The sequence below is a fragment of the Tenacibaculum sp. M341 genome (assembly GCF_004337695.1).
Lineage (GTDB): Bacteria > Bacteroidota > Bacteroidia > Flavobacteriales > Flavobacteriaceae > Polaribacter.
The window spans coordinates 138,422-151,096 of record NZ_SJXJ01000002.1 but is presented as its reverse complement, the minus strand read 5'-3'; the positions used below and the strand labels follow the sequence as shown (position 1 = coordinate 151,096).

The window sequence follows — 12,675 nt, the reverse complement described above, 5'->3', positions numbered from 1 at the left end:
CTCTAAAATTAATTGAATTTTAAGATGGTAAATCTTAATGTTTTATTAATTCTTACCAGTCTTTTTCTTGCTTAATTTTTCGCCCTTTTGCCTTTTTAACATTCATCTTCTTTTGTGTTTTTTTCTCCTCGTTATTTAAACTTTCTAACAATTGTTTCATTTGTTGAGGAGTCATTGTACTAGGCTTAGGCTTTTGTTTTTGCTGATCTTTTTTATCTTGATTTTTAGGATTCTGTTGATCCTTGTTTTGATCATCTTTATTTTTCTGATCTTTATTTTGATCCTTTTTATCTTCGTTTTCCTTCTTATCTTTATTGTCTCCGTCTTTTTTATCTTTATCCTGATCTTTTTTGTTTTGATCTTTATTTTTATCCTTATTCTTCTGATCTTTCTTATCCTTGTTCTTATCGTTATTTTTATTCTGTTGCTCTTGTTTCTTTTGTTCTTTTTGAGCTACCGCTAAATTATAACGAGTTTCATCATCATTCGGATTATTCCTCAAAGCATTCTTATAAGCGTTTACAGCTTGTTCAAACTGTTTTTGCTCCATCATAGCATTTCCAATATTATGATACGCTTCTGCCTTTTCTATTTTATTTATTGAAGTTTTTGTAGTTAACTCATATTGAGAAATTGCATCTTTATATTTTTTACTTTGATATAAAGTATTCCCATAATTATAGCTAGCCTTATCGTACTTAGTATCTTTTCCTAAAGCTTTTCTGTAAGCAATAGATGCTTCATCAAACTTTTCTTTATTATACAATTTATTCCCTTCTCTAAGCAATGATCTTGCTTCTCTCTGTAATGCAATTGTATCTAACTGAGCTGTTCCTTCTAAAGAAAAGAAGACAGAAAACAACACTAATACATATCCTATTTTTTTCATCTTATTTCTTTTTATTTTCATCAAATAAATCAACTTTCTTCAACCATTTAGTTTTTCTTTCAAATAGAAAAACATCTATCAATAAAAACAACAAACCAATACCTACAAACCATTGAAACTGGTCTTTATAATCTGAGAATTGTGTTGTTTCAAACTCACTTTTTTGAGCGTTTCCTATTACCTTTTCAATTGTTTTAACAGGTAATTCCGTTTTATTTCCATCAATATAAGATCCGTTAGCAGTATTAGCAACTGCTTGTAAAATCTCTGGATTTCTTTTTGTTATTACAGTCTCTCCTTGTCTATTTTTTTTATAGCCAATCAAGCCTCCATTTAACTCTATTGGAATAGGTCCTCCTTTTTCAGTTCCTACCCCTACGGTATATACTTTTACACCTTCATTTGCTATATCTTGCGCCTTTTGCTTTGTTTCTTCTTGATGATCTTCTCCATCTGAAATAATAATTAGAAACTTGTTTGTTTGTTCTTCATTATTATAATAAGTCTTTGCTAAATCTAAAGCTTCGTTAATTGCGGTTCCTTGACTAGAAACCATATCTGGACTTGCATTTTGCAAAAACATTTTAGCAGCTGCATGATCTGTTGTAATAGGTAATAATGGATATGCATTTCCTGCGTAAATGATAATTCCAACTCTATCACTTCCTAATTTATCTATTATTTTAGAAATAATTTGCTTTGATTTCTCTAAACGATTCGGCGCAATATCTTTTGCCAACATACTTTTAGAAACATCTAACGCAAAAATAACATCAACACCTTCCCTCTTTACCGTCTGTAATTTTGTACCCATTTTAGGGTTCACTAAAGAGATAATTAAAAACGTTAATCCTAATAACAAAAACACAAATTTTAATACCGACTTAAATACAGATATATTTGGTGCTAATTTCTCTAACAAAATACTATTAGAAAATTTCTTTTGTGTATTCTTCTTCCACCATAACACCAATACAAATAGAAAAATCAATATTGGTATAATGATCAAAAAATAAAAATATATAGGTTGTTCAATCTTGTACATTACTTCAGTATTAAAATATTTTTTAATATCTCATTTTGAATTACATCAACTATATAAAGCTCTTAAATAGTGTATTCTTTAAAAGAAACTCTAACAATAAAAAGATTCCTGCTAAAAAGACTAAAAAGCGATATTTTTCAGAGTAATTATAATATTTAAACTCTTCTATCTTAGTTTTCTCAAGCTTATCTATTTCGTCATAAATTTCTTTCAATGTTGTATTATCGGTAGCTCTAAAATACTTTCCTTGAGTTTCATTTGCGACAAACTTCAATAGCTTCTCGTCAATTTCTACTTTTTGATTTCTAAAAGATAACTTACCTGTTCTTGGATCTTTAGACCATGGAAATGGAGCCATGCCATTTGTACCTATTCCAATAGTGTACACCTTTATACCAATTTCTTTAGCTAACTCAGTTGCTGTTTTTGGATCTACAAAACCAGCATTGTTTACACCATCGGTTAATAAAATGATAACCTTACTCTTTGCTTTGCTATCTTTTAACCTGTTAACAGCAGAACCTAATCCCATACCTATAGCAGTTCCTCCTTCTAACTGTCCCCATTTAATTTCAGAAATAGTTCTTTTTACAATAGATTTGTCACTTGTAATTGGGGTTTGTGTAAAACTCTCACCAGCATACACCACAATACCAATTCTATCATTAGGTCGTCTATTCACAAAATCAACAGCAACTCTTTTTAATGCCTCTAATCTATTTGGCTTTAAATCTTTTGCCAACATACTTGCAGATACATCAATTGCCATTACAATATCAATACCTCTATTTGTTTTTGTTTTTTTACTAACAGACACGTTTCTAGGTCTTGCTAAAGCAACAATTAAAGCTGCTAATGCTAATAACCTAAAAACACTCAATAACGGTTTTAATTTTGGTAATATAGAACCTTCTGAACCAAAACCTTTAACACTTGGTACTGACAGATGACTATTATGCTTTTTTCTAGTTGAAAAAAGCCATAACCCTACCAATGGAATTATGCATAAAAGCCATAAAAACTCTGGACTATGAAACTCAAAATTACTCAACATTCGTTACAGGATTTTTAGTAATATTTGACAAAGAAGTATTGTTAACCGAAGAAATTGAATACGAAATTGCTAGTATAATAGATAATAAAACCAATATCATTAGAATTCTAACAAGAACAGAAGGCTTTTTAACTATTGGTTTTTCAACAATAATTACTGGCTCTACCTCAGTATTCACATCACTTTCAACTACATTAGGCTTTAAATTATCAACAATATTTTTAGCAATATTTCTATCTGCTTCTATTTGATGCGCCATAGGCTTTGATTTTGCAAACTTTACCAAATCTCCTTGTTGTAGTAATCTCTTTAAACTTTCAATAGTATCTCTGTCTGTTAAAATTGACTCAATATCTTTTTGATCTTTTAATGTTTCTATTAAACCATCTGTAGTATTCTCTAATGCAGGAATATGCAATTCACGTTCTATATAGTTCCTAACAATATCTGTAAGTTCACTGTAGTATTGTTTTATTTTATTGTTTTGCCATAATAACTTCTCATCTAGCAAGCTAAAGTTACGAATCGCTTCTTGGTAAGGACTTAATAATTGTTCTCTAGTAGTAGCTTTCTCTTCTTTAGTTTTCTTAAGAGCAAAATAAAGTACAGAACTCACCAATAGAATTATAGCCAATGCCCAAAAGAAAATATGTTTAAAATCTCCAAATTGATATGGTTCTCCTTTAATTCCTTTTATTGGAAACTTTTTAATTTTAGTAGTATCAATAGCAACTGTAGCTACGTTTACCAATAAACTATCGGTAAAATATGCTTGGTTTTTTATAAAAACTTGTTGCTGTGGTATGTAAAACGCTCCACTATCAAAACCTGTTAAGATATACTTTTGAACTAATTTATTTTTAATAGTATCAAGTTTTAAACTATCTACCATTTCAATTCCTTGTAGTTTAAGTTTAGGAATAATTACATTATCTGTTTCGTTTACAGATAATTTATATTCAAACTGTTCTCCAATTCTAATATTAGTAGTATCTATTTCAACTTGTACAGGATTACTTTGTGATAAAGCAATAAAAGTGTAGAAGAAAAAAATGTAAAATAGTAGTTTTTTCAATTTATCCTTTATTTTTAAAATAACTTAATAGCTTTCTTACATAGCTTTCATCAACTCTAATATTGATTGTACCTAAACCGCTTTTTTTAAACGATGTTTGAAATTCATCTTTTAATCGTAAAGCATTGGCTTTGTACTTATTTCTTACAGATCTAGAACTTGTGTTAATCAACCTGACTTCTTGAGTTTCGCTATCAACCATTGGAACCATTCCTAAAATTGGAATTTCTTCATCAAACTTATCATAAATACGAATTCCTGTTAAGTCATGTTTATTAGCAACAATCTTTAATGTTTTTTCATAGCTTTCATCCATAAAATCAGACAACATAAAAACAATTGCTTTTTTCTTCATTACACTTGATAAGAATTTCAAAGCTCCTTCTATGTTTGTTTGTTTACTTTTAGGATTAAATTCAATTAATTCTCGAATAATTCTAAGCACATGACTTTTTCCTTTTTTAGGAGGAATAAATAATTCTATTTGATCTGAAAATAAAATCAAGCCTACTTTATCATTATTCTGAATTGCTGAAAAAGCTAATGTAGCTGCTATTTCAGTAACAGTATCTTTTTTAAACTGTAGCGAAGTACCAAAAAACTCTGAACCAGAGATGTCCACCATTAACATCATGGTTAACTCTCTCTCCTCTTCAAAAACTTTAATGTAAGGTTCGTTGTAACGTGCTGTTACATTCCAGTCTATTGCTCTAATATCATCTCCATACTGGTACTGACGCACTTCTGAAAAAGTCATACCTCTACCTTTAAAAGTAGAATGATATTCCCCCCCAAATATATGATTAGACAAACGCCTCGTCTTAATCTCTATTTTACGAACTTTTTTAAGTAACTCTTTGGTATCCATATTTTAATCTAACCACTCTAACGGCAACGGAGGTAACTCTACCTCTTTTTCTACTGATGATTTAACAATAGATAAAACAGGAGCTTCTTTTATAGATAGATTTACATTGTTCTTTTTTGAAATTTCATTAATTACAGTTTTCATGCTTTTTTGTTGGCATAAAACCAAATAATTCATTTGAACATTTGACTCTGTTTTCAAATCAAAACAATCTACTAAAAAAGCAGGCTCATCGTCTTTGTAAACAATAGCTTCTGTACTTTTCTTACTTCTTGTTTCTAAAATTTCCTGTTTCCCGGTTAGGGTTTTGTATGTTGTTAATTTATATGTCATTATTAAGCAAAATTTTTAATTACTTCTTGATCTTATATAGCTTTTTAAAGATTTTTATTGTTTTAAGGTACTTGAATTTCGTTGATTATAGTATTAATTATATCTACTGAATTTAAATTTTCTGCTTCAGCTTCATAAGTAATTCCTATTCTATGACGTAATACATCAATAGCCATTGCACGTACATCTTCTGGTATCACATAACCTCTTCTTTTTATGAAAGCATAACATTTAGCAGCTTTTGCTAAAGCAATACTACCACGAGGAGATGATCCAAAACTTATTAATGGCTTTAAATTTGATAAATTGTAATTTTCTGGATAACGTGTAGCAAAAATGATATCCAAAATATATTTTTCTATTTTCTCATCCATATACACTTCATTAACTACTTCTCTAGCCTTGTTAATTTGTGATAATGAAATTACTGGATTAACTTTTCCGAAACTATTATTTAGACTTTGTCTCATGATTAACTGCTCGTCATGCAACTTTGGATAATCAATTACAGTTTTTAACATAAAACGATCCATTTGTGCTTCCGGTAAAGGATAAGTTCCTTCTTGCTCTACAGGGTTTTGTGTTGCCATTACTAAAAAAGGTTGATCTAACTTAAAAGTTTCATCACCAATTGTAATTTGTCTTTCTTGCATTGCTTCTAATAATGCAGATTGTACTTTGGCAGGCGCACGGTTAATCTCATCTGCTAAAACAAAATTCGCAAATATAGGTCCTTTCTTAATTGAAAAATCATTATCCTTCACATTGTATATCATGGTACCTATAACATCTGCAGGTAGTAAATCTGGAGTAAACTGAACTCTACTAAAGCTTCCTTGCACAGCTTTAGACAATGTATTAATAGCCAATGTTTTTGCAAGTCCAGGAACCCCTTCTAACAAGATATGTCCATTTCCTAATAAACCTATTAGTAAACGTTCAATCATTGTTCTTTGACCTACAATTACTTTATTCATTTCTGATATAAGTATATCAACAAAAGCGCTCTCTACTTCAATCTTCTCATTAATAGCTCTTACATCTACATCCATATGTAAAATAATGTTTTAGTTATAATTTCAGTGAACAAAACTACAATAATAAGATTTTTTTTGTTGTTAAAACTAGGTTAAAGATAGATTAGAAGAAATTCATAAAACCACCCTAAAAAGAAACAAAAGATAAACCATACATATATTTTTAACATTTACCTTGGATTTAATTAACTAAATTTAGCATTCAATCAAATTAATCTAAATTTCCATAACCTATGAGAAAAAACACATTACACTTTTTTTTCTCTTTTATGTTGATTTTTGTGTCCATTACAATAACGGCACAAACCATAAAAGGGAAAGTAACTGATTCATCGGGCGAAAGCATTCCTTTTGCTGATATTATCGAAAAAGGTACCACTAACGGAACAACTACAGATGAAAATGGAGAATTCAGTTTAACAGTAAAAAAACTACCGACCAGTATCGTCGCCTCGTCATTAGGCTTTTCTAGTAATGAAAAAAGTATAACTTCTACTAACACAACAATCAACTTTATCCTTAAAGAAGATTCTGATGTTTTAGACGAAGTTGTTATATCGGGTTTAGCAACCACTACCAAAAGATCTAACTTGGCTAATACAGTAGCAAGTATTTCTGCTGCAGAATTAACACAAGTTACAGCTCAATCTGGTTTTGATAGTGCTTTATCTGGTAAATTTACAGGTGCAGAAATTAAAGCTAATTCTGGAGCACCTGGAGGAGGAATCTCTATGCGATTAAGAGGGGTAACCTCTGTATTTGGAGACCAACAACCTTTATTTGTAGTTGACGGAGTTTATGTAGACAACTCTTCAATTTCCTCAGGAAACAACGTGGTGAGCGCAGCTGCAGGAGGAGGGAACTCTTCTACTAATCAAGATGATGCCTCAAACCGTATTGCCGATATTGACCCAGAGGATATTGAAAATGTAGAAATATTAAAAGGTGCTTCTGCTGCAGCCCTTTATGGTTCTCGTGCAGCCGGAGGTGTGGTAATCATCACTACTAAAAGAGGAAAAACAGGCAAACCTAGAGTTACCTTTTCTCAAACAGTAGGATTAAGAAGCCCTACAAAATTATTAGGAGTTAGAAATTGGGATGCAACTAAAGTATTTAATAACTTCTACACACCTAATAGCGATCCTGCTCAAGATGCTTTGAATAGGGCTGCTGCACAAGCACAAGTAGATCTTTTTAATCAAGCTCAAGCAAGTGGTCAACTTAGAAACTACGAGTCTGAATTATACGATCATAACAGAATAGCTACCACCTCAAGATTTACAACTTCTGGAGGATCAGAAAAAACTGATTATTTTTTCGGTGCAACCTATAAAGATGAATTGGGACTAGTACAAAACACAGGATATAAAAAAGCAGCTATCAGATTAAACATCGGACAAAAATTCACTGATAATTTTGACATTTATGTAACTACAAACTACATAAACTCTACTTCCGATAGAGGTTTCTTCAACAATAGCAACACCAATAGTACCGTTGGATACGCTTTAGCTTTCACATACCCTTGGGAAAACCTATCTCCAGTAGATGGTGTATACCCAGGTGGAGGAGCTGGTTCAAATGTTTTAGAAACAGTAAATGTAATTACCAATAGAGAGGACGTAAATAGATTTATTGGAAGTTTAAGTGCTAACTTAAAGATTATTGACACCGAAAAAAACAGATTAAAATTAGTTTTCCAAGGAGGTTTTGATCAATACACTTTAAGAACCACTAACATTTTCCCTAGATCTTTATCTTATTTTAGAGATCCAGACACCTTAAAAGGAGCTGTAATATCAGGATCAACAGTAAACACAAACTACAACCTATCAGCATTCCTAGTTCACAATCTATCACTAGAAAACGGATTGAACTTCACAACACAAGCCGGAACTTTCTTTCAAGATTTCGACAGAAACACTGTAATTACAACAGGACTTGGTTTCAACACTTCATTAACCAGTTTGTCTTTAGCAGAAAATTTATCTTCTGAACAAACTATCAGACTTCAAAAGGACACCGGTTTCTTTGTACAAGAAGAAATTAATTTTGACGATAAAATAATTGGTACTCTTGGTTTAAGAGGAGACAAATCTACCAATAATGGAATTTCAAACGAAATGTATTACTATCCTAAAGGAAATTTAGCGATTAACTTACATAAGTTTGATTTTATAAATTCTGAAACTATCACAAAAATAAAACCAAGAATAGCTTATGGTGAAGCGGGTAGATTCCCTAACTTTAATGATCAATTTACTTTAGCAACTGCGGAATTTATTGGAGAAAATTCAGGATTTGCTCCGGGAGCTTTCAAAGGAAACCCTTCTGTTCAACCTGAAAGACAAAAAGAATTAGAATATGGAGTTGATTTAGGCTTTTTAAATGGTAAAATCAACTTAGAAGCTACATTCTACAACAAAACTATTAGTGACTTACTAATTCAAGAAAGAGTTGAACCTTCTTCTGGTTTTACTAGAGAAGTTAAAAACGGAGGAGAACTTGAAAATAAAGGTATTGAGTTAGGTCTAAACGCTAACATCATAGAAAAAGAAGATTTTTCTTGGAACACCAACCTCAAATGGTGGAAAAACAAATCAACTATTACTCAGTTAGATGTTCCGGCATTTACTGAAGGTGGTTTCGCTTCTTCTCTTGGTACTTTTTATATTCAAGAAGGTTTTAGCGCAACTCAAATCGTAGGTACTTATGATGCTGATAGCTTAACAGCTGATCAGATTGCCGCTATAGATCCTGAAGGAGACGGATTTGCTGTTTACGGAAATGCCGAACCAGACTTTCAAATGTCTTGGTCAAATCAAATAAGCTACAAAAATTTCGATTTATCGTTTTTATGGCACTGGAAAAAAGGAGGTGACGGAATCAACCTAACCACTTTATTATACGACCTAGCTGGTACAACATGGGATTATGATGATACAGGCTTAGACCCAACTGGAACTTTAACTAACGGACCTTACAGAAGAAGTCAATTTGGTGCTGGTAACCCTGCTCCTTTTATTGAAGATGCTGGATACATTAGACTTAGAGAAGTTGGACTATACTACACTTTTGATGAAGGTGTTTTTAAAGGATTTAAAAAAGTAAAAATTGGTTTTTCTGGTAGAAACTTAATAAACATTTTTGATTACAACAGTTATGATCCTGAAGCTTCAAACTTCGGTAACAATGTACTAGCTAACAATGTAGAAGTAACTCCTTATCCTGCATCAAAGTTTATCAATTTTCATTTAAATGTTAACTTCTAAAAAAAAGATTATGTTCAATAATAAATTATCAATGTTATTCTTGTTATTCGCTACTACTTTTTTGGCAAGTTGCGACTTGGAAGAATTACCAAACTTAAACGCTCCTACACTAGAAAGTTTTGCTAATGGAGCTTCTCAAGCTGATGTTCAATCTTTAGCCGTAGGACTTGAAGCTGCTATTAGAAGTGATTTAGAGTTTCACTACGAAACAGTAAGCTACCTAGGTAGAGAATACTATGATTTAACAGGAGCTGACCCTAGATATACTGGAGAACTTTTAAAAGGACCTCTTGACAATAATGGCTTTTTAACTACTAGATCATATACTGCTTGGTACAGAGTTGTTAAAGCTGCTAATGTACTTATTAATGCCGTGCAAAATTCTAATGCTGGTTTTTCTGACGCAACCAAACAATCGTATTACGGTTATGCCAACACAATGAAAGCCTACGCTTTATTAATGGTTGCCAACCGTCAATACACAAACGGAATAAGAATAGACGTCAATGATCCTGATAATCTTGGTCCTTTTGTTAATTACACAGAAGCACTTTCTGCTATTAGAAATTTATTAGACAATGCCGTATCTGAATTAAATAGTACTGCTGAATTCGATTTTCCTTTGAGTGATGGGTTTAACAACTTTAAATCTACAGCTTCTTTTATTCAATTTAATAGAGCTATTGCTGCAAGAGTAGCTTTATACCAAAACAACAAAGCTGAAGTTTTAACTTTACTAGGTCAATCTTTCTTAGATTTAAACGGAGACTTATTTTTAGGACCTTCACATATTTTTGGTTTATCTGGAAATGATATTATCAACAACTTGTTTTATGTAATTAGAACTGGTAATAATTTTACTGTTCACAATTCTTGGATAGCTGATGCCGAAACTGGTGATAACAGAGTAACTAACAAAGCTACTGAACTTATAGATCCTGACACCTCTTTACCTGCTCCTGCTGCTGAAGATGGTCTTACTGGTACACACCAAATAACTCTTTACAAAAGCAATACTGACCCTGTATACTTAATTAGAAACGAAGAGTTGATTTTAATGTATGCAGAAGCTAATATAGAAACCAACAATGCTGAAGCTGTAAATGCGATAAATATTATACGAAATGCAGCTGGAATTGGAGCCTACACAGGCGGTATTACTGATAATGATTTAGAATTAGAGGTTTTAAATCAAAGAAGATATTCTTTAATTGGTGAAGGACATCGCTGGATTGATTTAAGAAGAACAAATCGTTTAAACGACACTAACTTTCTTCCTTTAGATAGAGCTGGAGATAGCCCAATAGAAGCATTCCCCACTCCTTTTGCTGAAAACCAATAGTTAAAAATTATTTTTTAACTCTTTTTAAAAGTATAGTTTACAAGTATCGACTTTAAACTATACTTTTTTTATTACATTCGTTACAATCCCCCAAATGATAAAATTATTTTCTTCTGTAATTTTTATAATAGGATAATCAGGATTCTCTGGCTTTAGCCACACTTCCTTCCCTTCTACTCTAAGTCGTTTTACAGTAAATTCACCATCTAAAAAACAAACCGCTATTTTATTATTTGTAGGAGGTATACTTCGATCTATAACTAATAAATCCTTATCATCTAAACCTGCACCTATCATAGATTGACCACTAACTCTTGCAAAAAAAGTAGCTTCTTTGTTTTGTATTAACTCCTCATCTAATGAAATTCTTGTTTCTTTAAAATCATCCGCAGGAGATGGAAATCCAGCAGAAATTCCTGTATCAAAAAAAATAGCACCTTCGCCGTTTACATCTTTAGGATTGAAAAAAGTTAGTTTTTGAGATGACTGTTTCATTTTACCACAATAATATCGTTAATATTTGTAGTGTATTTTGGTGTCAATCGTTCTTGTTTCATTTTCCAAGTTCTCTCTAAATCTTGACTTCCCAACTTCACACTATTCGATTTATATCTGTTATTCATAGCATCAATAACCTTCATTAAAGATTTATGCTTTGGATCTTCTTCAGAAAACAAATCTAACTGAAAATTATCTTCTGGCACTAAACCTGTTACAATTACACCTGCTTTTTTATATTTTACTCCAGGTCTAAAAATCGTTTTTACTGCTTCTACAGCTGCTTTACTTATAATTATTGATGAATTTGTAGGATGTGGTAAAATAACCGTTTTGTTTACTTTCTGATGTCTTGAATCTTGCTTATAACGATCTCCACGTAACATTACCATTATCATATGACATCCACTACGCTGTCTCCTAAGTTTTTCTGCACAATTTACCGCAAAAGTAGCTATACGCTCTTTAATATAAGATAAATCAGAATTTGCATACTCGAAACTTCTAGTAGTTGCTATCGCTTTTTTATCTTGATACGCATCTAAATCTAAAGTAGGCTTACCCAATAAATCTTGTTGCAACCTCCAAACCACAATGGAGTATTTTTTCCTAACATACTCACTGTCCAACAATGTAAAATCGTATGCTTTTTCACAACCTTCTGCTTTTAGTTTTTTTTGAAGTCCTCTTCCTATTCCCCAAACCTTTTCTATCGGAGTCCATTTTAATGCTTTGATTCTTTTCTCTTCTGAATCTATCACATAAACTCCTTTGGTTTCTTTTAAAAATTTTCTTGCAATTTTGTTAGCTACTTTACTCAACCCTTTTGTAGGTGCCACACCAACACAGGTTGGAATTCCTGTCCATCGTAGCACTCTTTCTTTAATCTTCAACCCATAATCATTGAAGTCTGTATTTTCAAAACCTTCAAATTTCAAAAAAGATTCATCTATGGAATAAATTTCGATATCTGGAGTAAACTGACCTAAAATAGACATCACTCTATCACTCATATCTCCATATAAAGGATAATTTGACGACACTATCTTTATATCATGCTGCTTACAGTAGTGCTCCCACTTAAAAATGGGCGCTCCCATTGGTAGTTGTAATTTTTTCGCTTCATCACTTCTTGAAATAACACATCCATCATTATTACTTAAAACAGCAATAGGAATATTTTGCAAATTCGGATTAAACACCCGTTCACAAGAAGCATAAAAATTATTACAATCAACCAACGCAAACATACTTTGCAAAAA

11 protein-coding genes are annotated in these 12,675 nt (G+C 31.7%); 2 read left to right on the top strand and 9 right to left on the bottom strand.

All coding sequences use genetic code 11. The features are described from left to right. Positions 1–52: 52 nt before the first annotated feature. The 7 genes from EYW44_RS02565 to EYW44_RS02535 form a co-directional block, all read right to left on the bottom strand. Positions 53–889 (bottom strand): tetratricopeptide repeat protein, encoded by an 837-nt coding sequence (locus EYW44_RS02565; RefSeq protein WP_132722098.1) that lies wholly within the window; start codon positions 887–889, stop codon positions 53–55. Position 890: 1 nt separating this feature from the next. After that, positions 891–1,934, bottom strand: a complete 1,044-nt coding sequence (locus EYW44_RS02560) for a VWA domain-containing protein (protein WP_207893736.1) — start codon at positions 1,932–1,934, stop codon at positions 891–893. Positions 1,935–1,983: 49 nt separating this feature from the next. Next, on the bottom strand, positions 1,984–2,988 hold the full coding sequence (locus EYW44_RS02555) for a vWA domain-containing protein (RefSeq protein ID WP_132722097.1): 1,005 nt from the start codon (positions 2,986–2,988) through the stop codon (positions 1,984–1,986). Further along, positions 2,978–4,063, bottom strand: a complete 1,086-nt coding sequence (locus EYW44_RS02550) for a hypothetical protein (protein ID WP_207893735.1) — start codon at positions 4,061–4,063, stop codon at positions 2,978–2,980. The genes EYW44_RS02555 and EYW44_RS02550 overlap by 11 nt, the downstream gene beginning before the upstream one ends. 1 nt (position 4,064) lies before the next feature. Continuing rightward, a complete protein-coding gene (locus tag EYW44_RS02545; RefSeq protein ID WP_132722096.1) occupies positions 4,065–4,931 on the bottom strand; it encodes a DUF58 domain-containing protein in 867 nt (288 codons plus the stop codon). 3 nt (positions 4,932–4,934) lie between these two features. Then, entirely contained in the window at positions 4,935–5,264 is a 330-nt protein-coding gene (locus EYW44_RS02540) for a hypothetical protein (protein ID WP_132722095.1), read from the bottom strand. A 62-nt stretch (positions 5,265–5,326) separates the two neighbouring features. Further along, the gene (locus EYW44_RS02535; protein WP_132722094.1) at positions 5,327–6,316 is read right to left on the bottom strand and encodes an AAA family ATPase; all 990 of its coding nucleotides are present in this window, start codon (positions 6,314–6,316) and stop codon (positions 5,327–5,329) included. Positions 6,317–6,534: 218 nt separating this feature from the next. On the opposite strand from EYW44_RS02535, the gene EYW44_RS02530 reads away from it, so the two are divergent. Both EYW44_RS02530 and EYW44_RS02525 read left to right on the top strand, forming a co-directional pair. Beyond that, complete coding sequence (locus tag EYW44_RS02530; RefSeq protein ID WP_132722093.1) at positions 6,535–9,573, top strand: SusC/RagA family TonB-linked outer membrane protein; 3,039 nt, start codon at positions 6,535–6,537, stop codon at positions 9,571–9,573. A 10-nt stretch (positions 9,574–9,583) separates the two neighbouring features. Continuing rightward, positions 9,584–10,915: a RagB/SusD family nutrient uptake outer membrane protein gene (locus EYW44_RS02525; protein ID WP_132722092.1), complete on the top strand. Its 1,332-nt coding sequence runs from the start codon at positions 9,584–9,586 to the stop codon at positions 10,913–10,915. 57 nt (positions 10,916–10,972) lie between these two features. On the opposite strand, the gene EYW44_RS02520 is transcribed toward EYW44_RS02525, so the two are convergent. Both EYW44_RS02520 and EYW44_RS02515 read right to left on the bottom strand, forming a co-directional pair. Beyond that, positions 10,973–11,410, bottom strand: a complete 438-nt coding sequence (locus tag EYW44_RS02520; RefSeq protein ID WP_132722091.1) for a LexA family protein — start codon at positions 11,408–11,410, stop codon at positions 10,973–10,975. Next, complete coding sequence (locus EYW44_RS02515) at positions 11,407–12,663, bottom strand: Y-family DNA polymerase (RefSeq protein ID WP_132722090.1); 1,257 nt, start codon at positions 12,661–12,663, stop codon at positions 11,407–11,409. Before EYW44_RS02515 ends, EYW44_RS02520 begins: the two co-directional genes overlap by 4 nt. Between the last annotated feature and the right edge of the window lie 12 nt (positions 12,664–12,675).